The 19,495-nt window shown below is 37.0% G+C and carries 18 protein-coding genes and 1 tRNA gene; 12 read left to right on the top strand and 7 right to left on the bottom strand.

Annotation, left to right across the window (positions count from 1 at the left end):
• Window positions 1-375: 375 nt before the first annotated feature.
• The 4 genes from AO058_RS05055 (at window position 376) to AO058_RS05045 (ending at window position 4,253) form a co-directional block, all read left to right on the top strand.
• A complete protein-coding gene (locus tag AO058_RS05055; protein WP_075325535.1) occupies window positions 376-1,221 on the top strand; it encodes a M57 family metalloprotease in 846 nt (281 codons plus the stop codon).
• Between the two features lie 128 nt (window positions 1,222-1,349).
• Window positions 1,350-1,526 (top strand): hypothetical protein, encoded by a 177-nt coding sequence (locus AO058_RS18325; protein WP_156858130.1) that lies wholly within the window; start codon window positions 1,350-1,352, stop codon window positions 1,524-1,526.
• 173 nt (window positions 1,527-1,699) lie between these two features.
• Window positions 1,700-3,583, top strand: coding sequence for a tetratricopeptide repeat-containing sensor histidine kinase (locus tag AO058_RS05050; RefSeq protein ID WP_198036137.1), 1,884 nt, complete (start codon window positions 1,700-1,702; stop codon window positions 3,581-3,583).
• Window positions 3,576-4,253 carry a response regulator gene (locus AO058_RS05045; protein ID WP_075325533.1) on the top strand — a complete coding sequence of 226 codons (678 nt, stop codon included), beginning with the start codon at window positions 3,576-3,578 and terminating at the stop codon, window positions 4,251-4,253. Before AO058_RS05050 ends, AO058_RS05045 begins: the two co-directional genes overlap by 8 nt.
• A 77-nt stretch (window positions 4,254-4,330) precedes the next feature.
• Here AO058_RS05045 and AO058_RS05040 read toward each other — a convergent pair.
• Both AO058_RS05040 and rseP read right to left on the bottom strand, forming a co-directional pair.
• Window positions 4,331-4,404 (bottom strand) — tRNA-Asn (locus tag AO058_RS05040).
• Between the two features lie 109 nt (window positions 4,405-4,513).
• A complete protein-coding gene (rseP, locus tag AO058_RS05035) occupies window positions 4,514-5,830 on the bottom strand; it encodes an RIP metalloprotease RseP (protein ID WP_075325532.1) in 1,317 nt (438 codons plus the stop codon).
• Window positions 5,831-6,053: 223 nt separating this feature from the next.
• Here rseP and AO058_RS05030 point away from each other — a divergent pair, with 223 nt between their 5' ends.
• The 4 genes from AO058_RS05030 (at window position 6,054) to AO058_RS18480 (ending at window position 9,378) form a co-directional block, all read left to right on the top strand.
• Window positions 6,054-6,725, top strand: a complete 672-nt coding sequence (locus tag AO058_RS05030) for an SCO family protein (protein ID WP_075325531.1) — start codon at window positions 6,054-6,056, stop codon at window positions 6,723-6,725.
• 133 nt (window positions 6,726-6,858) lie between these two features.
• Entirely contained in the window at window positions 6,859-7,089 is a 231-nt protein-coding gene (locus AO058_RS05025; protein ID WP_075325530.1) for a FeoA family protein, read from the top strand.
• A 1-nt stretch (window position 7,090) separates the two neighbouring features.
• Window positions 7,091-9,193, top strand: a complete 2,103-nt coding sequence (feoB, locus tag AO058_RS05020; protein WP_075325529.1) for a ferrous iron transport protein B — start codon at window positions 7,091-7,093, stop codon at window positions 9,191-9,193.
• Between the two features lie 35 nt (window positions 9,194-9,228).
• Entirely contained in the window at window positions 9,229-9,378 is a 150-nt protein-coding gene (locus tag AO058_RS18480; protein WP_177195687.1) for a hypothetical protein, read from the top strand.
• Here AO058_RS18480 and AO058_RS05015 read toward each other — a convergent pair.
• The 3 genes from AO058_RS05015 to AO058_RS05005 all read right to left on the bottom strand — a co-directional run bounded on the left by AO058_RS05015 (window position 9,375) and on the right by AO058_RS05005 (window position 11,385).
• Window positions 9,375-9,836, bottom strand: coding sequence for a hypothetical protein (locus AO058_RS05015; RefSeq protein WP_143083639.1), 462 nt, complete (start codon window positions 9,834-9,836; stop codon window positions 9,375-9,377). The two genes, AO058_RS18480 and AO058_RS05015, sit on opposite strands and share 4 nt — an antisense overlap.
• Before the next feature lie 70 nt (window positions 9,837-9,906).
• The gene (locus AO058_RS05010; protein WP_075325527.1) at window positions 9,907-10,728 is read right to left on the bottom strand and encodes a ZIP family metal transporter; all 822 of its coding nucleotides are present in this window, start codon (window positions 10,726-10,728) and stop codon (window positions 9,907-9,909) included.
• Window positions 10,729-11,385 carry a metal-dependent transcriptional regulator gene (locus AO058_RS05005; protein ID WP_075325526.1) on the bottom strand — a complete coding sequence of 219 codons (657 nt, stop codon included), beginning with the start codon at window positions 11,383-11,385 and terminating at the stop codon, window positions 10,729-10,731. It lies immediately after the preceding gene.
• 156 nt (window positions 11,386-11,541) lie between these two features.
• Here AO058_RS05005 and AO058_RS05000 point away from each other — a divergent pair, with 156 nt between their 5' ends.
• On the top strand, window positions 11,542-13,812 hold the full coding sequence (locus AO058_RS05000) for a TonB-dependent receptor (protein WP_075325525.1): 2,271 nt from the start codon (window positions 11,542-11,544) through the stop codon (window positions 13,810-13,812).
• On the opposite strand, the gene AO058_RS04995 is transcribed toward AO058_RS05000, so the two are convergent.
• Entirely contained in the window at window positions 13,809-14,543 is a 735-nt protein-coding gene (locus AO058_RS04995; RefSeq protein ID WP_075325524.1) for a TerB family tellurite resistance protein, read from the bottom strand. The genes AO058_RS05000 and AO058_RS04995 overlap by 4 nt on opposite strands.
• A gap of 218 nt (window positions 14,544-14,761) precedes the next feature.
• On the opposite strand from AO058_RS04995, the gene AO058_RS04990 reads away from it, so the two are divergent.
• The 3 genes from AO058_RS04990 to AO058_RS04980 all read left to right on the top strand — a co-directional run bounded on the left by AO058_RS04990 (window position 14,762) and on the right by AO058_RS04980 (window position 16,951).
• On the top strand, window positions 14,762-15,172 hold the full coding sequence (locus AO058_RS04990; RefSeq protein ID WP_075325523.1) for a BrxA/BrxB family bacilliredoxin: 411 nt from the start codon (window positions 14,762-14,764) through the stop codon (window positions 15,170-15,172).
• 220 nt (window positions 15,173-15,392) lie between these two features.
• Window positions 15,393-16,124, top strand: coding sequence for a lysophospholipid acyltransferase family protein (locus tag AO058_RS04985; RefSeq protein ID WP_075325522.1), 732 nt, complete (start codon window positions 15,393-15,395; stop codon window positions 16,122-16,124).
• A 173-nt stretch (window positions 16,125-16,297) separates the two neighbouring features.
• Complete coding sequence (locus tag AO058_RS04980) at window positions 16,298-16,951, top strand: HD domain-containing protein (protein ID WP_075325521.1); 654 nt, start codon at window positions 16,298-16,300, stop codon at window positions 16,949-16,951.
• Window positions 16,952-17,001: 50 nt separating this feature from the next.
• Here the strand turns inward: AO058_RS04980 and AO058_RS04975 are convergent, their stop codons facing one another.
• Window positions 17,002-19,299, bottom strand: coding sequence for a S9 family peptidase (locus AO058_RS04975; RefSeq protein WP_075325520.1), 2,298 nt, complete (start codon window positions 19,297-19,299; stop codon window positions 17,002-17,004).
• Between the last annotated feature and the right edge of the window lie 196 nt (window positions 19,300-19,495).

Raw genomic sequence — 19,495 nt, 5'->3', positions numbered from 1 at the left:
AAATAACATCAAAATCCCGTAAAACGCCCTGTTTACGGAGTTTTTCTTTTTTTACAATATCAAATCATATCATTTAAACTGGTATTAAAAGTGTTCATGTGGCGGAGCCTTCTATTTATAATTAGCTGTCAAAATTGAGTATAAACAGGATCGGCTAATAGTTGAGAAATGAATTTCAATATCCCGCGATAAACTTGTTTCTAAATTTTTAAAATAAAGAAGAATTGTGAAAAAAGTTCGCATCTTAAACTCCTACCAATACTGGTCTCATATAAAAAGTAAGGATTTTCCTTACTTTTAGTAAGGATTAAATTTCTACTTTTTGATTATCAAGGTTTAATTTTCCGGTCTATTAACTTTTTAATCAAACATTTTATGAAGACCCAAAATCTATTACTAGGCATCCTGGCAACAGGTGCATTATTCACTTCCTGCCAAAAGGAAGAAGCTACAACACCCGAGCAAACTCAAATGGAGGAAACCACTCAGGAAACTAAAATCTCTAAGGAAGACCTTAAACAAATTGCAAATTTACACTTTAACACAGAAGATGCTGACACTATAGATTTCCTGCTTCCTAGTGGGGAGACTAAAAAATCTTTCCTTATTGAAGGAGATATTTTACTGGACGAGGAGCAATTAGAAAGTATGAGCTCTGCCAGCGTAACCGATAAACAGTACCGAACTTACAATTTGGTTTCATCACCAAGAAACGTAAATGTAATTGGTTTTACAGGTGGTTCCGGGCAGGGATTAACCTCAAAACAGCGTACCGCCTTGCAGCGAGCAATTACCAATTATAATTCCCTGAATATCGGACTTAACTTCACGCTTACTTTTGGTACAAATTATGGGCCGTACGACATCGTAGTATACCAAAACTCTAATGGCCAGGCTGGCGGGGTAGCCGGTTTCCCAAGTGGAGGAGATCCTTATAAATATGTACAAATTTTCTCTGGAATGGAAAACTACAGTACCGCAACTAACGAGCACGTGATTACTCACGAGATAGGCCACTCGGTAGGTTTACGTCATACCGATTGGTATAGCCGCCAAAGCTGTGGGCAAAGTGGTGAATCAGCCGGTTCTGATGGAGCTGTTCATATTCCCGGCACCCCAACGGGATTTGACTCCAACTCTATTATGCTTGCCTGCTTTAGCTCAAGCGAAAGCGGAAATTTTGGTTACTATGATGAAGTAGCCCTGGAATATCTTTATTAATGTTAGACAATTTGAAATAGTCTTAATTTGTTAGCAGAAAATGGATGTCTGCAAAGGCATCCATTTTATTATAAAACCCGAAACACACGAACGGGAAAAAATTCTATAATTTAAAAACATAAACGATTATGAAACTTAGAGCAACATTATTTGGTACACTTATTTTAGCAACTTTTTTTATGTCTTGCGAGCCGGAAGCGCTGCCCGAAGACCAACCTCAAATGGACCACGAAATAATAAATATTGAAAAAACTGCTTCAGGGGATGAAAGCAACCCGATTGATGATGATAAAAGTGATGATTAATAGTGAAAATATTGATTAATTATATTTTTCTATTTTTACCTGCATAGATGCAGTTTCCCAAATTTACTTATTTTAAATTCTTAATACTATATTTTCTATTCTGCGCCTGCGGCTCCAAAGAGAAAGAAAATAGTAGGGAGTATAATGAGTTAAAAATTCTGGCTAATCAAATAATGTCAGAAGATAAGCCCGAAGATTACAATAAGAGAAAAAATAAGTTTTTAAGCACTCCAAATGATTCTATAAAGAATTCCTTAATTTTTGATATTAGTTATCACTTCTACATTGAAGATGATTCTGTGAAATTTAGGGAGTGGAATAAGTATTCTTATACGAATTCCAAAATGCAGAAAAATGAATCCGGTACTGCAGAAGCCTTTTGGGATCTTGGTAATTTCTTTTTTAAAAAAAATATAATAGATAGCTCCTATTACCATTATAATCTTGCCTATGAAAAATATTTAGAAGCAAATGATGATCTAAAGGCAGGCCGGATGTTGCTTAATATGGCTATTCTGCAAGAAAAGGTAAAAGATTATATAGGTAGTGAAAATACAACCTTTCAGGCGCTGGATTTAATAGAGGAATCAACTGATAGTCAAAATTATGTTTATCCTGCAAATAATAATCTTGGTATTATTTATAATGGTTTAGGAGATTATTCACAGGCTCTTAAATATCATCGAGCAGCACTGAAAAATGCGGAATTTTTGGAAGATCGAGTAAAATCGGCACGATCTCTAAATAATCTGGGCGTTGTTTATCAAAAATTAGAAGACCATAATAATTCTATTCTTAATTATACCAAGGCTTTACAAATAGACAGTATTCTTCAGAAGGATACCGAGCTTTACGCAATGCTTACCGATAATTTGGGCTATTCAGAATTTAAACTTGGCAATTATCAGGTAGCATCATTTCTTTTTCATAAAGCCCTTAAAATTAGAGATAGCATTCAGCACGAATCGGGAATTGTAATCAATAAACTTCATTTAGGGGAATATTATCTTAAAAATAGTGATACCACTAAGGCATTGCAATATACCAAAGAGGCTAATAGCCTTGCTAATACAACTAGCAATAACCGCGATTTGCTAGCGTCCTATCGTCTTCTAGCAAAAATTGAACCGCAAAAAGCACCAGAATACCTGGACAGCTATATTCAGTTAAACGACAGTTTATTGCAAGAAGAACGGGCTATTAGGAATAAATTTGCCAGAATTAGATTTGAAACCGATCAATATATTCAAAAAACACAAGAGCTTAGTAACGAAAAATTGTGGCTTAGTTTAATTGCCGTAATTCTAGCTTCAGTATTATTCCTTTTATACCTGTTAAGCTCACAGAGGGCAAAGAATAAAGAACTTAAATTTCAAAAAGAACAACAGGAATATAACGAAGAAATTTATAAACTTCTGCTTAAACAACAAACCAAACTGGAAGAAGGTCGACAAGAAGAACGGGCACGAATTTCAGGAGAATTACATGATGGTATACTGGGTAAACTTTTTGGAATTAGAATGAATTTCGGCTTATTAAATTTAAATGCTCCCGGCCAGGTTTCAGCTAAATACAACCAACTTTTAGATAAATTACAACTTACCGAAGAAGAGATTAGACAAATTTCGCATAACCTTATTAGAGAAGTTTCTGGCTCTCATCTTAATTTCGCAAAACTCTTAAAACAGCTTGTAGCCGACTACCAAAACCTGACTTCAGCAAAAATTGAATTTTCTTTTGATGAAAATATTGATGGGGAATTAATTGATGAAAATATTCAAATTAATTATTATCGTATTTTACAGGAAGCTTTACAAAATGTGGTTAAACACGCTGAAGCTACGCTAGTAAACATAAAAATAACCCGGGAACAGGACGTGCTTGTAATGGAAATTAAGGATAACGGAAAAGGTTTTGACAAACGAAAAAAAGTTAAAGGTATTGGTTTAAAAAATATGCGGGACCGAATGGAAAAAATTGATGGTATGTTTACATTTAAAACTTCAGCGATGGGTACAGATCTCTTATTTAGAGTTAAAATTTATAAAAATGGATAAATCGGTTTCCGTATTAATTATAGACGATCATCCAATTATTGCCAATGCCTACGAGTCTGCCTTAGAAAGTTTTGTAAACCAGAATGCCTCGTACAATTTTAAAATTACCAGCGTTTATAGCCTGGACGAAGCGCAGTTATTGCTTGATAACACCAATTTTATAGAAGATCTTGATCTGGTTTTTTTAGATATGCGTTTACCGGCGAGCACCGATGGAAAGCTTGTCTCTGGAGAAGATTTTGGAAAGGTGCTTAGATTAAAGAAACCCAACATTAGAATTATAGTTTCTACTACTTTTAATGATAATTACCGGTTACACAATATCCTCCAGTCATTAAATCCCGAAGGTTTTTTAGTGAAAAATGATATTAATCCTAAAGAATTATTAAGCGCTATAGAAAATGTTCTTGCAGGTTCTCCTTATTACAGCAAAACGGTTTTAAACCTCCTTAGAAAACAAGTGGGAAGCGATATTTATTTAGATGAAGTAGATCGTAAAATGCTTTATGAACTTTCTATTGGCGCGAAACTAAAAGATCTAACAGATCTTCTCCCATTATCTATTGCTGGGATTGAAAAACGCAGGAGAAATCTAAAAAAAATGTTTGGTATTTCAGGAGCCGAAGATCGGGAGCTTGTAAAAATCGCCAGAGAAAAGGGTTTTTTATAGTCTGGGCTAAACCTTAATCACATAACAGGCTAAAACAAAAAAACCAGCCTTTTTCAAGACTGGTTTCTTCTGTTTTGCTCCCCCTCTTGGGCTCGAACCAAGGACCCTCTGATTAACAGTCAGATGCTCTAACCAACTGAGCTAAGGAGGAGTGTTTCGCTCTTTTGCGGTTGCAAATATAAACCAAATTTTAAATCACCGCAAAACAAAAATTGAATTTTTTTCAGGTTTTTTTCGAGAAAAAATTCAATCTAATTCTATCACTCAAATAACCAACGGTATACATCATTCCCATTGGCATAAAGTACCAGTGCGATTAAGATAAAAAAGCCAACCATTTGGGCAACTTCCATAAATTTATCGTTAGGTTTCCTGCCGGTTACCATTTCATATAAGAGGAACATCACATGCCCGCCATCTAAAGCCGGTATTGGCAAGATGTTCATAAATGCAAGAATTATAGAAATTAAGGCTGTAGTATGCCAAAATCCCTTCCAGTTCCAGGTATCGGGAAATAAACCGCCAATGGCACCAAATCCACCTAATTGTGTGGCTCCTTTTTGAGTAAAGACATATTTAAACTGGGCCACATAGTCGTGTAAAGTCCAATAACCATAGTCAAAACCTTCTTTTATACTTTCAGCTAAACCATATTTTTGTTGTTTAATTTCAAAGTTACGTTTAACCGAAAAACCAAGAATGCCTTCCTCATCTGGCGCTATCATCACACTCTTAATTTCATCACCTCGCTTAAACACGAGTTCCATTTCCTTTTCCTTATTTTCCAGGCTTATTTGCTTTATTTCATGCCAGTAACCAATCTCCTGTTCATTTAATGCTATTAAGCTGTCTCCTTTTTGAAGTCCGGCAATTTCGGCAGCCTGCTGGGGCATCACACTATCCAATACCGCATTCTGAATAGGAATAAAAGGTATCATAATGCCTTTCTCCCACATTTGCTCCCCTATATCTTCAGGAACTTCAATAATTTCTTCTTCGCCATTTTGGTGTAAAACGGTAATACTATTTACATCGCGCATAAATAAATACCGATTTACATCGTCGCTATTTTGAAGGTCTTCCCCGTTTATTTGCAAAACGCGGTCGCCATCTTCAAACCCGTATTGTTTAAATTCTTCAGCAATTGCAAAACCTTCAGGCATTTCATCTGGACCCACATAATTCTTACCCCAAACAAACATGATCATCATATAAATAAGAAAACCAAGTACCAGGTTTACGGTAACTCCTCCCAGCATAATTATAAGACGCTGCCAGGCAGGTTTACTTCTAAATTCCCAGGGTTCTGGCGGTTTTGCCATTTGCTCCCTGTCCATGCTTTCGTCTATCATTCCTGAAATTTTCACATAACCTCCTAAAGGCAACCAGCCAATACCGTAAACGGTACCGCCAATTTTCTTCTTGAACAATGCGAATTTCACATCAAAAAAGAGAAAGAATTTTTCTACTCTGGTTTTAAATATTTTAGCGGGAATAAAATGCCCAAGTTCGTGTAAGACTATAAGTAAAGACAAGCTTAACAGTAACTGTATGGCTTTAACTATAAATGGATCCATGCGTAATGCTTCAAATTTTAAATCGCACAAAAGTAAACTTTTATAATCTCCTAAAAAAGTTTAAAGCCCTCCTGTTTTAGACATCTGAAATTTTAAGTTTTAAACTGCGACTAATTGATTGTTAGCACTTAATTTTGCAGTAAACAATTGTCTAATTTTCGAGACAAACCTCGGAGCATTAAAATCTCGATTATCGAGTAATTTTGCCTGAAAATCTAAAAGTATGCGTGATCTTTTTGCCTGGCTCAAGAAATTTGCCATCGTCCTGTTTATACTTTCGGTAATTATAATCTATAGTATTTACACGCTCTTAAATCCCAAAGAACGTTTGCCTGTTTTTCAGCCCGATATGGTAAATGCCGAATTGGTAGATTCTACCGTTCAATATGTTCGTAAATACCACACCGTAAAAGATTTTAAACTCATTAATCAAAACGGCGATACTATTACTGAAGATTTTTATGAAGATAAAATTTATGTAGCCGATTTCTTCTTTACAACCTGCCTAACCATTTGCCCAGTGATGACTGATCATATGCTGAAAATTCAGGAGAAAATTAAAGACGATCCTGAAGTTTTATTACTTTCCCATACTGTTTTCCCAAAAACAGATTCGGTACCGGTTTTAAAAGAATATGCTATAGAAAAAGGGGTGCTTGATGAAAAATGGAATCTTGTTACTGGGGATAAGAAACATATTTACGACCTCGCCCGCAAATCTTACCTCGCTTCAAAAAGCAATGGTGATGGCGGACCGTATGATATGATTCATACCGAAAATTTTGTGCTGGTAGATAAAGAAAAACGCATTCGAGGTTTTTATGACGGAACGGATGCCGAAGCTATAGAAGACCTTTTACACGATATAAAAGTGTTAAAAGCTGAATATAAATAACTCCGAAAGTTTAACTGCAGCCAGAAGCACTTTAAGCCATAATTAAAGGCTAAACCGACTTTTTTATCTGAAATTTTTTCCTGCTGAAATTTTACCTTACTTTTGTCTTGTTTAAAATCAATCTAAATAAAAAGTGAAACTAACCCTGGCCGATTTAAAACGTGGTGAACGCGGAATTATCAAAGATTTTTCTGAAGAAAATATTCCGCTTAAATTACTCGAAATGGGTTGTTTGCCGGGCAATGAAGTTCAAATGCTGCAAATGGCTCCTTTTAGGGATCCAATGTACCTTAACATAAACGGCAGCCACCTGGCCATTAGAAAAGAAATCGCTTTACTTATAGAAATTGACCTTATAAGCTAACATGGCTAAACAAATAAATGTCGCTCTCATAGGAAACCCCAATACCGGGAAAACCTCTGTTTTTAATCAGCTCACCGGGCTTAACCAAAAAGTGGGAAATTATCCCGGAATTACGGTTGAAAAAAAAGAGGGAATCTGCAAACTTCCCCGCGGACTTAAAGCTCATATTTTAGATCTTCCGGGAACTTACAGTCTTAACGCTTCGTCTTTAGATGAAAACGTGGTCATAGAATTATTGCTGAATAAAAGCGATAAAGATTATCCCGATGTTGCTGTTGTTGTTAGCGATGTAGAGAATTTAAAACGAAATCTGCTTCTTTTCACCCAAATTAAAGACCTTGGGATTCCAACAATCCTGGTAATTAATATGGCCGACAGGATGGAGCGTAAAGGAATTTCTCTGGATGTAGATTTACTTGAAGAGCGTTTAAAAACAAAAGTTACCCTGGTCAGCGCCCGAAAAAATACCGGGATTGATGAGCTTAAAGAAGCAATAATCAATTATCGCCATATTTCAGACGAGCCTTGCGTAAATGCCTCAATTATTGCCCCAGAATATTTTGACAGACTGCGCAAAGCATTCCCCAACCAATCACTTTATAAACTTTGGTTAGTAATTACTCAAGATGTAAACTTCGGTAATATTAATAGAAATGAGATAAGTAGTTCTGAACTTTTTGAGACCAAATCTCACACCGAATTAAAGAAACTTCAGCATAAAGAAACCATTTTAAGGTACCAGTTTATAAATGGTGTGCTAAAGGAAACTATGAAGGTAGACGCGAGTTCTGCCAAAGATTTACGTTCTCGGTTAGATCGTGTTCTTACGCACAAAGTTTGGGGTTACGCCATATTTTTTGGAATTCTTTTATTAATTTTCCAGGCAATTTATAGCTGGTCCAGCTACCCAATGGATCTCATTGATGAAACTTTCGCTTTTTTAAGCGAATGGATAAAAACCACCCTACCGGCTGGAGCTTTTACAAATCTTATTGCTGAAGGAATTATACCAGGCCTCGGCGGAATTGTAATTTTTATTCCCCAAATTGCTTTCCTGTTTTTCTTTATTTCAATTTTAGAAGAAACCGGTTATATGAGTCGGGTGGTATTTTTAATGGACCGAATAATGCGAAAATTCGGACTTAGCGGAAAAAGCGTTGTCCCCCTGGTTTCAGGAACCGCCTGCGCAATTCCGGCAGTGATGGCTACACGTAATATTGAAAGTTGGAAAGAGCGTTTAATCACCATTTTAGTGGTGCCTTTTACCACCTGTTCAGCACGATTACCGGTTTATTTAATAATAATCGCCCTGGTAATTCCAGATCGCGCCGTATGGGGTTTTAACCTGCAGGGATTAACCTTAATGCTGCTGTATCTTTTAGGATTTGGTGTGGCCATTGGTTCTGCCTGGATTTTGAATTTAATTCTGAATATAAAAAACCGAAGCCATTTTGTAATTGAAATGCCCAATTACAAGTTACCAATGGGAAAAAACATTGCCATAAATGTGGTTGAAAAAACCAAATCTTTCGTCTTTGGAGCAGGGAAAATAATCCTCGCAATTTCAATTATTTTATGGGTTTTAGCCAGTTATGGGCCGGGAGATAATTTTAATAACGCGAGTGAAATTGTGAGCGAGCAATATGACGAGCAAAGCAATATCACAGAAGATGAGCTTGACGAAGAAATTGCCTCATTCAAATTAAAAAATTCCTATATCGGGATTATGGGAAGAGGTATTGAACCGGTTGTAGCGCCTTTGGGTTATGACTGGAAAATTGGAATTGCGATAATAAGTTCTTTTGCCGCTCGTGAAGTGTTTGTAGGAACTTTGGCTACAATTTACAGTGTAGGTAGCGATGAAGAAGAAACCATTAAAAACCGGATGGCCGCAGAGATCAACCCAATTTTAGGTGGGCCGCTATTTACTTTTGCCAGCGGGGTTAGCTTGTTGCTTTTCTATGCTTTTGCAATGCAATGTATGAGTACTCTGGCCATTGTGAAAAAAGAAACTAATACCTGGAAATGGCCTGTTTTGCAGTTGGTGGTAATGACCTTATTCGCCTACTTTGTAGCTTTAGCGGCTTTTCAATTATTAAAATAAGTGTAAGTTAAATATTATAAAACGACTTAAATATTATGGAATTAATACAGGAAATTCTCGTTTTTATAACCTTCGCGATCGCATTAGGATATATCCTAACAAAATTTATATGGAAACCTGCATTCTTAAAGAAGAAATCTGAAAAGACCAAAGCTTGCGGAGTTTCGGGTTGTGGTTGTGATTAGCGCTTTACTGTTTCAGTTATTTTAAACTGAAGTTGATAATCTGAAGCTTTTATCTTTCTTGAAGTTTTTGGATATGGAGAAAGCGACAGGAATTCTATATCTAATTCTTCCTCAAAAAAAATAGCCAGGCTGGTTTTAAAGGAATTTACATTTGCTCCCAGGCTAATAGTTTCTTTTCCCAAAGATTTTTCACCTTTAAATATTTCTACCAGAATTTTTGCCTCCCCGGCTCTCACACAGGTTACATCGCTGGGACATCTTGAATCTACCAACACTTCTTTAAAATGGATTGTTCTTTCATTAAAATTAAAAGATTCTCCCAACTTAGTTTCAGCAAAATATGTTTCAATTTCGGCCTCATCTTGCGCTGATGCAGAAATAGCAAAAAGAAAAAGACTGAAAACCAACAAAGCTGGTTTTAAAAGATGAAAAACGCTGTTAGCGTAAGTCAATTTCATATTTTTGGGGTTTACTTGCATAGTTCTTTATTATAAAGACTACACTTCAACTTAAATGTTGCAAGAGATTTTAACCTAAACCAACATCCAGGGTCATCATCACCATAAAGCCTACAATAAAGCCCATAGTTGCAATATCGGTAAAATTCCCCTTTTGAGATTCCGGAACAACTTCTTCTACCACCACAAAGATCATCGCACCGGCGGCAAAAGAAAGTGCATAGGGTAAAATAGGCTCAAAAGTCATCACCGCCCAGGCACCAAGCACCGCGGCAAAAGGCTCTACAATAGCCGAAAGTTGACCAAAATTAAAACTTTTCCAACGGCTCATTCCCTGCCCACGAAGCGGCATGGCAACCGCAAAACCTTCAGGAAAGTTTTGTAAACCAATTCCTATGGCAAGAGCCACAGCACCACCAATACTGGCCCCTTCCAGACCCGCACCCGCAGCTCCAAAAAGCACCCCTACGGCCAATCCTTCAGGAATATTATGCAAAGTAATGGCAAGGGTAAGTAGAACAGATTTATGCCAGGGGGTTTTAATTCCTTCAGTCTCACTCATTTTAAAGTTTACGTGCAGGTGAGGCAGTACTTTATCAAGTCCGAATAGAAAAAGTGCTCCCAGTCCAAATCCCACAAGCGGCGGAACTGTTTTTTCAAAACCTTCTCCGGGGCTCATTTCTATCCCCGGCGCCAATAAACTCCAAAAACTGGCAGCCACCATAACACCACCGGTAAACCCAAGCATCCCGTCAAATAATTTTCTATTCATGTTTTTAAATAGAAAAACCAAAGAAGCTCCCGCAGCGGTAAGTAACCAGGTGAAAATTGTAGCCAGTAATGCTGCCATTACCGGGTCTAATTGTTCAAAATAAGCGATTAATTCTTCCATCTATTGGATTTTTATATATAGATTATTTGATATTAATTGTGAAATTCTCAATTCTCTTTCTTCTATTAGAATTAGCATAGACCCATCAAAAGCTTCCTTTTCAAGCACTTTTATATCTTTCCCCAAGGCAATATTATTCTTGTCTAAAAACCTTAAAAATTCAGATGAAGAATCTTTTACGCCTACACAAATTCCCTTTTCTGCTTTCCCCAATTCAGAAAGCAGCATTTTATTAGCTACACTAAAGTTTCCTTCAGCATCAGGAATTGGATCTCCGTGAGGATCGCGTTTAGGAAAACCGAGAAATTTATCTAATTCGTGGGTAAGTTTTTCAGATTTAATATGTTCCAGTTGTTCGGCTATATCGTGTACTTCATCCCAATTAAAATTGAGTTTTTCTACCAGAAAATATTCCCATAAGCGGTGTTTTCTAATTACCTGGATAGCGGTCTTGTCTCCTAATTCACTTAGTTTTACTCCCTGGTATTTCTTATAGATCACCAGTTCCTTTTCCGATAGTTTTTTAATCATATCAGTCACCGAGGAAGCCTTGGTATCCATTTCTTCCGCCAGTGCATTGGTGCTTACACCAGCCTGGTATTTTCTTTCTAAATGAAAGATTGCTTTAAGATAATTTTCTTCTGAAAAACTAAACATACTTCAAATTTGCTCGATAATCGCGATTTAAAACCAATAGCACCTCGTTAGCTTACTCCGAGGCAGTTTTCATTTCCCAAAAATACATTTTTAAAATTAAAAACCTATTTTTAGACTTATCTAAATATATTTTATAGTTTTGGCAAAAATAAGAAAATGAAAACATTAGCAATAATATTTTTGACACTAATCAGTTTTTCTGGCTTTGCCCAGCACGGAAAACTTTCGGGGGAAATTACTTCAGAAGGCAGTACTGTGGCTTTTGCAAATGTTTATATCAAAGCTTCCGCCCTTGGTACTACGGCCGATAAAGACGGTAAATTCCTATTGAAAAATATTCCGGCAGGGAATCATAGTATTGAGGTTAGCGCTATTGGTTTTAAAAAGTTTAGCCGTGATATTCTAATAAATGAAGGACAAAGCAAAACGCTTAATGTACAACTGGAGAAATCTTCTGAAGAACTTAATGAGGTCTTGATTGTAGATACACAAACCGGGCTTACACGCCGCACGCCTTATAATGTGTCCAGTATAGATATGCAGGGCATTGAAAGCAAAGGAAACCCTAACGGGATGATGGGAAGTTTACGAGAAGTTCCCGGTGTTTATGGAGCAGAATTCGGCCAGGGTATAGTGAAACCTTTTATCCGCGGACTTGGATTTTCCAGGGTGGTTACTATTTACCAGGGAAATAAGCTGGAAAATCATCAATGGGGCGCAGATCACGGCCTGGGAATTAACGATCTCGGCATTAAAAAAGTAGAAGTTATTAAAGGTCCTGCTTCAGTTTTATATGGTTCCGGTGCTTTGGGCGGCGTTCTACTCACTCGGGATGACGAATTTTACAAAGAATCCCCAAGGTTTTCCGGAAATATTGGTGCCACTTTTAATAATGTTTCCAACGGAATTCGCACCTATGCTTCTCTAGGGAAATCTTTTGAATATGGGATTTTTATAGCTACCGATCTTGCTTATGAGAATCACGCAGATTATAAAAACGGGAATGGAAGATTAATTGGAAACAGCCGATTCAATACAAAGACACTTAGACTACACACCGGAATAGAAAAAGAAAACTTTCAGAATAAATTATCATTTTCTTTTAATGATCAAAATTTAGGAATTATCCTGGATGAAGAAATGGAGGATTCAAAAAGCCTCGCCACCGGTCGAAATGACAGGGATATGCAATTGCCGTTTCAGGAGGTAAAAGACTATTTGCTTTCTTATAATCAAACTACGCAACACGAGAATTTTGAGACCTCTCTACACCTTTCACACCACTCAAATAATAGAAAGGAAGTGGAGCAGGATTTTGATCTTGTAGATCTTGGATTGCAGCAAAACCACAGCTTCTACAATGCAAGAATAACTTTTCCTAACGGAAAAATAAAGCATAGCCTGGGAACACAGGGAAGTTTTGTAAAAACCCAGAACATTAAAAATTCGCAGGAATTTCTAATTCCTGATGCCGAAATCTTTGAAAACGGAATCTACTACCTGGCGAGTTTAGATATTGACAGTTGGTTTCTCCAGGGCGCCTTTCGTTACGATTATAGAAATGTTACCGCAGATGCCAGTTCAGAAGAACTAATTGCAGACGACTATATCCTTCCCGGGAATCCTCAAAATCGAAAACTTACCAGGACATTTAACGGATTTACCGGTTCTATTGGCGCCACTAAAAAATTTAACGCCAAGAATCAACTAAAGTTTAATTTTTCCACCGGTTTTAGAGCTCCAGATCTGGCTGAATTATTCTCTAACGGTCCACATCCCGGCACCAGCCGATTTGAAAAGGGAAACGATCAATTTGGCAGGGAACAAAGCATACAGGCAGATTTAAGTTATACTTACCGCAACAACAGGTTTGAAAGTACTTTTTCAGCATTTGGTAGCCGGGTAAACAATTATATTTATTTCACCGCTACCGATGAAACATTGCCAGATGAAAACATGGAAATTTGGTCTTATCTCCAAACCGATGCTAACTTATACGGATTTGAATTTGAGATAAAACATACCTGGCTTGACCAGCAACGCCTGGAAACAAAATTTTCAGGAGCTATTGTAAGGGCAGAAGATCTTAAAAACGATAGAAATTTAAGTTTTATCCCACCGGATAATTTTAACCTGGAAGTTGGTTATTTCGGCTTAAATGATAGATCATTCTATGCTTTTTCAAAATTAAGAATGGTAAGCGACCAAAACAGGGCAGGTTTCAATGAAGAAACTACAGCCGGTTATTCATTGCTTAATTTAGGAATAAGTAAGAAATTTAATTTAGGAAACGATGAGCTGGAGACGGGAATTACAGTTTATAACGCCTTAAATAAAAACTATGTAGACCATATGTCAATTTTAAGAGCGTTTAACGTGAGTAGCCCAGGCAGGAATTTTATGCTGAATTTGAAATATAAATTTTAAATTCCGCGTTCTTTTTGAATTTGTTCGTAAGCTTCCTGCACTTTATTAAATTTTTCCTGCGCTCCTTTTCTATAAGCTTCGTCCATATGGCCTAATTTATCGGGATGATATTTTTTAACCATATTTCTGTATGCTTTTTTAACCTCAGCATCAGTAGCCGATTTTTCAATTTCAAGGATTTTATAAGCATTATCGGCAGATTTAAAGAACATAGCTTTTAAGCTTTCAAAATCCATTCGGCCAATTCTAAGATAGCCGGCAATTTCCTGGATTACGCGAGCTTCAGCTTCACTAACACGGCCATCGGCTTGCGCTATTCCGAAGAGAAAGTGAATTATTTGCAAACGTGCAGGATACTTTGTTCTGGCAGCCAAATATTGTGAAATTCTTGATGCTGAAATTTCACGATTTTTAATTAATTCATTAAAAGTTCTAAATGTTGCATTGGCACGTTCTTTCCCATAGGCCTGCACAAAATAGGAGCGTACATAATCCATTTCAGACTGTGAAACCTGTCCATCTGCCTTAATTACCAGGGAACATAGGGAGAGTAAATTTAGTTCAAAATCCCCGGGAGATACAGTTTGATCTTGCTGCCCGAACATTTGCTTAAAGGCTCCACCACTTCCCTTGGTCCAGTTATCTATTAACGTTCCTATTATAAAACCTAAAATGGCTCCCGGAAACCGGAAATACATATAGCCAATCACGGCTGCAATCCATTTAAACATGAAGAAAATTTTAAATAAGCGGCAAAGATACCATTTTACTCATTAAATGAGATTTATTTGCTTAAAGCCTTCACTCAAAATTCAAATCAATTCTAAGTACAAACGAGCTTAGATTCATCAATTTAGCCTATTAGCACATAATTAATTGAAATATGGGCAGCTGAAGTTAATTTGGTATCTTTGTAACTTACTAAAGTTTAATACAAAAAAACAAATATATGTATCCAGCAGATTTAGTAAAACCTATGCGTGAAGACCTTACCAGCATTGGTTTTGAAGAATTACACAGTGTAGAAGATGTAGAGAACGCAATGAAGAAAGATGGAACTACCCTGGTAGTTGTAAATTCAGTTTGTGGATGTGCTGCGGCCAATGCAAGACCAGGCGCCAGAATTTCTTTACAAAATGCAAAAAAACCTGATAATCTGGTAACAGTTTTTGCAGGTGTAGATAAAGAAGCTACCGAAAAGGCTCGTAGTTTAATGGTTCCTTTTCCTCCATCTTCACCTTCTATGGCACTTTTTAAAGATGGTGAATTAGTACACATGTTAGAGCGTCACCACATTGAAGGCCGCCCGGCTGAAATGATTGCTGAAAACCTTATTGGAGCTTATAACGAGTTTTGTTAAGCAGCGATCTAGTATAATAAATTATTGAAAAAAGGTCTGAAAGAGCTTTAAGAACGTCATTCTGAAATAAATTCAGGATCTAACTTATAATTAGGTTAGAAGCTGAAACAAGTTCAGCTTGACGAAAAGTGATCTTTCAGACCTTTTTTATTTCCCTTTCCCCCATTAGTATTTGTAGGTTTTCGGCTTAAATACTTAATTTAGCCGCATAATCTAAGTGATGAAAAAAATACTTTCATACCCCTTATCGGTTTTATTCTATTTTTTCTTTTTTTTAAACCTACTGGTTTTTCATCCCATCCAATGGTTGTGCTTAAAACTTGGTGGCTACCAGCCGCATAAAAAAAGTGTAGATATCTTTAATTTCTTTTTAATGCGTTGCTTAAATATTCTGGGCACACGTTTTACTATAGAAAACCCCCACGATATTCCAATAGAAAAACCCTGCATTTTCGTCGCTAACCACCAGGGAATGTATGATATTCCCCCAATAATCTGGTATTTAAGAAAACACCATCCAAAATTTGTAAGCAAAAAAGAATTGGGAAAAGGAATTCCAAGTATCTCTTTTAATTTACGGCACGGAGGTTCGGTATTGATAGACAGAAAAAATCCCAGGGAATCGCTTATTAAAATGGCGAAATTTGCCAAATACCTCAACAAGACAAACCGTTCTGCGGTAATTTTTCCAGAAGGAACCCGCAGCCGAAACGGGGCACCAAAAAAGTTTGCCAAAAGCGGAATGCAAATGCTTTTTAAACAAATGCCAGAAGCTTTAATAGTTCCCATAACCATCAATAATTCCTGGAAACTCTTTAAATACGGTAATTTCCCTATGGAACCGGGCGTCCATATTAAACTGAAAGTTCACGAACCTATTGCCGTAACATCAGACGATCCCGAAGGTTTGGTTGCCAAAGTAGAACGAACTATTATTGCTGATATTAAATAAATATAAAAAATAACCGCCTGTAGGTATATTAAAGCGTCATCCTGAATTTATTTCAGAGCCTGCTCCGAAATTTATTCGGAGATCTAAGATCTTAGATTGTAATAACACCTTAGAAGCTGAAACGAGTTCAGCTTGACGAAGCGACACTTCCAAAAATATTCTTTGATTTAAATATGAATAAACCCCAGATATTAAAAAACACTGAAGCCTTCGTAAAAGAAACCCTTAAAAATGCTGAAGGCGGTCACGACTGGTTTCATATTCAGCGGGTTTGGAATAATGCGAAACTGATTGCAAAAAATGAAAATGCGGATCTTTTTATCGTAGAATTAGGCGCTTTGCTTCACGATATAGCCGATTCAAAATTTCATAATGGCGATGAAAGTGTGGGTCCAAAAGTGGCTTCAGAATTTCTTCAGAAACAAGAGGTTTCAGGTGAAATTATTAATCACGTAGTGAAGATTATAGAAAATGTATCTTTTAAAGGCGGAAATATTCAGCAGGAATTTAATTCTATAGAGTTGGAAATAGTTCAGGATGCCGACAGATTAGATGCGCTGGGTGCAATAGGTATTGCCAGAACCTTTAATTACGGCGGCTTTAAAGGCCGTGCCCTTTATGATCCTGAAATTGAACCCGATTTAAATATGACCAAAGAAGAATACAAAGCTTCTACCGCACCAACAATTAATCATTTTTACGAAAAGTTGCTTTTACTAAAAGACCGAATGAATACTAAAACAGGAAAGGAGATTGCCAAAAGGCGCCATGAATTTATGGAACTTTATCTGGAGCAATTTTATGCAGAGTGGGAAGGCTCAAAATAATAAAGGCCAGTGCAAATTGGACCAGCCTTTTAATTTAACTGTACGAATAACTAGCCTTTAACCGGCTCTGCTTGTTCTACTTTAAGATGTTCTGCAAAAAAGCCCATCATAACTTTATACAGGTCCAATCGGTTTTCTTCTTTACCGAAGCCATGTCCTTCATCATATTTCACCATATAAGGGACCTCTACACCTTTTTCTCTAAGGGTTTCCACAATTTGATCAGCCTCGTTTATATTTACACGAGGATCGTTGGCTCCCTGCACCACTAACAAAGGATTCTTTATTTTATCTACATGCAATGCCGGAGAAATTTCGTCCATAATTTCTTTTTCTTCCGGAATACCTGGATTGTACCATATTTTATACAATAACTCGCGGTATTTTTCCCAGTAGGGTGGAATAGTTTCCATAAAGGTGTTTAAGTTGCTAACTCCAACATAATCTACACCACAGGCATATTTATCGGGTGTTTTCGTCATTCCGCGCAATACAGCATAACCACCGTGACTACCGCCATAAATCGCCACACGGTCTTTGTCTACCCAACCTTGTTCTACCACATAATCTATCCCGTCTTCTACATCGTCCATGGCTTTACGACCTATCTGCCCAAAGCCGGCTTTTAAAAACTTCTTCCCATAGCCCCCGGAAATTCTGAAATTAACGTGTAAAGTTGCATACCCACGACTTGCAAACAATTGTGCTTCAGGGTTAAAACCCCAGCTATCACGAATTCCTTGCGGCCCGCCGTGCGGATTTACAATCAAAGGTACACGTAATCCTTCTTTATATTCGTTGGGTAGTGTAATATATCCATGAAGCGTTAACCCATCCCGACTTGTAAAGCTAATAGGCTTCATGCTTGCCATATCTTCAGCTTTTAACTGTGGCAACAATTTATATAATAAGGTCACACTATCTTTCTCTACATCGTATAGATAGTATTCACCCACAATTTTATCGCTGGTAACCGCAACCATATATTGCGACTCATCATCGGTTTTTCCAACAGTGAAAAACTGCTTATCGTCAAATTCTTTTTGTAAACGTTTATAGATTTTCTTATAAGTCTCACTTACCGGAACAACCACTGTTTTTTCTCCTGTATAGCTAAAATAATCTATTTCATAATTGCGTTTTCTGGAAAGCGAGATACCCGAAACATCAAAAGTATCATTACTGAAAACAGTTTTTATCTTTTTGTCCTTCTTTAAATCGTAAAGTTGAATCTCTATTTTATCATCTTCAAGATTAGAAACCACATAAGCATCGTTTGGATTTTCAGTATTCGGGTTGAAAGAAGAAATGCCAAAGGTATCACCAAACTCGGTAAGTTTCACCCGTTTAAATTCGCCGTCAATCTTATAAAGCAGCTCTGTATTTACACCATCCACAATTCTTGTAATAGCTCGCAAGTTGCCTTTACGATCAAAATTGTATCCAGCAACCGGTGGGTCCCCATCTTGTACAGTGTACAATTTGGTAACCTCGCCCGTATTTATATTAAGACGATACGGCTCTTCCTGTTGCAAATTGTCCTTATTCATCTGCACAATCACGTGGTTTTCGTCTTCTTTTAAAGACTCTATTATATTAACCCTTACTCCCTCAAAAGGTGTAAGCTCCTTACCATTTTCGCCAGTAACATCTACCCCGAATACGTGATAGTTTTCATTACCTCCTTTATCCTGAAGGTATAAAATACGTTCATTGTTTGCCCAGGAAAAGCCACGAATTAAGTCTTCCTCTTGTTTTTTCAGAAGGGTTTCTTTTTGGGTTGCAGTTTCCTTTAAATACAGGTCGCGCTCACCGGTTTTTCTTCGCTTCATATATGCTATGTATTTTCCGTCTGGAGATAGCTGAAACGAAAAGGCTTCGGGGGTTGTAAAATAGTCTTCTACTGAGTATTTGTAATCTCCAGTTTCTTTCGCAGCGAGTTTATCTAATTCAGCATCGGTAGATGGCAATGCAATGTTTCCTGGTTTTTTCTTCACAGTTTTTTTCAATATTAGCGGGTATTCTTTGCCCATTTGGTTGTAAGTTCCTTCAATACCATCATCGGTTAATGTGCCTGTATAGGTCATTTGCATTTTAGCCGATTTAATGGTTACGGTATCGTCTTGCAAAACTACCGAATCCAGTTCGATTCCTGAAGCTCCCTGGGCAGGAACATCCAGAGTAGCTTCATATCCATCTTCAGCCGATGAAATATTAAAAATTAACTCCAGTTGCGTACCCTGTACATCTAGATTACCACTATAGGAGCCGTCTAGTTTTTGAGCTTGTACCGATGCCACTAAGAACAGCACTGCTAATATAAATGAGTGTTTTACGAGTGTTTTCATGTTATTTGGTTTAGAATATTAGTTGTACGATTAGATAAATTGTAACACCTATTAAGATGCCGATAGCAAATTTTATAAGTTTAATGCGTTTTGCAGTGTTATTTTTCACGATTAATGATTTTGTAAATGAATATATTGGGTGACAAATATGTAGGCTATAAGGCAAAGGCTATAAGCCATAAAATTGATTGCTTGT

Source organism: Salegentibacter sp. T436 (assembly GCF_001932675.1).
In the GTDB taxonomy this organism is placed as follows: Bacteria; Bacteroidota; Bacteroidia; order Flavobacteriales; family Flavobacteriaceae; genus Salegentibacter; species Salegentibacter agarivorans.
Note: the sequence above shows the minus strand (reverse complement) of the source record. Positions and strands in the feature narration are given on the sequence as shown.

What these genes read in the sequence shown, in the direction of transcription:
- AO058_RS05055 (WP_075325535.1), top strand. Translation starts at nt 376, where the DNA reads ATGAAGACCCAAAATCTATTACTAGGCATCCTGGCAACAGGTGCATTA.
- AO058_RS18325 (WP_156858130.1), top strand. Translation starts at nt 1,350, where the DNA reads ATGAAACTTAGAGCAACATTATTTGGTACACTTATTTTAGCAACTTTT.
- AO058_RS05050 (WP_198036137.1), top strand. Translation starts at nt 1,700, where the DNA reads ATGTCAGAAGATAAGCCCGAAGATTACAATAAGAGAAAAAATAAGTTT.
- AO058_RS05045 (WP_075325533.1), top strand. Translation starts at nt 3,576, where the DNA reads ATGGATAAATCGGTTTCCGTATTAATTATAGACGATCATCCAATTATT.
- rseP (WP_075325532.1), bottom strand. Translation starts at nt 5,830, where the DNA reads ATGGATCCATTTATAGTTAAAGCCATACAGTTACTGTTAAGCTTGTCT.
- AO058_RS05030 (WP_075325531.1), top strand. Translation starts at nt 6,054, where the DNA reads ATGCGTGATCTTTTTGCCTGGCTCAAGAAATTTGCCATCGTCCTGTTT.
- feoB (WP_075325529.1), top strand. Translation starts at nt 7,091, where the DNA reads ATGGCTAAACAAATAAATGTCGCTCTCATAGGAAACCCCAATACCGGG.
- AO058_RS18480 (WP_177195687.1), top strand. Translation starts at nt 9,229, where the DNA reads ATGGAATTAATACAGGAAATTCTCGTTTTTATAACCTTCGCGATCGCA.
- AO058_RS05015 (WP_143083639.1), bottom strand. Translation starts at nt 9,836, where the DNA reads ATGAAATTGACTTACGCTAACAGCGTTTTTCATCTTTTAAAACCAGCT.
- AO058_RS05010 (WP_075325527.1), bottom strand. Translation starts at nt 10,728, where the DNA reads ATGGAAGAATTAATCGCTTATTTTGAACAATTAGACCCGGTAATGGCA.
- AO058_RS05005 (WP_075325526.1), bottom strand. Translation starts at nt 11,385, where the DNA reads ATGTTTAGTTTTTCAGAAGAAAATTATCTTAAAGCAATCTTTCATTTA.
- AO058_RS05000 (WP_075325525.1), top strand. Translation starts at nt 11,542, where the DNA reads ATGAAAACATTAGCAATAATATTTTTGACACTAATCAGTTTTTCTGGC.
- AO058_RS04995 (WP_075325524.1), bottom strand. Translation starts at nt 14,543, where the DNA reads ATGTTTAAATGGATTGCAGCCGTGATTGGCTATATGTATTTCCGGTTT.
- AO058_RS04990 (WP_075325523.1), top strand. Translation starts at nt 14,762, where the DNA reads ATGTATCCAGCAGATTTAGTAAAACCTATGCGTGAAGACCTTACCAGC.
- AO058_RS04985 (WP_075325522.1), top strand. Translation starts at nt 15,393, where the DNA reads ATGAAAAAAATACTTTCATACCCCTTATCGGTTTTATTCTATTTTTTC.
- AO058_RS04980 (WP_075325521.1), top strand. Translation starts at nt 16,298, where the DNA reads ATGAATAAACCCCAGATATTAAAAAACACTGAAGCCTTCGTAAAAGAA.
- AO058_RS04975 (WP_075325520.1), bottom strand. Translation starts at nt 19,299, where the DNA reads ATGAAAACACTCGTAAAACACTCATTTATATTAGCAGTGCTGTTCTTA.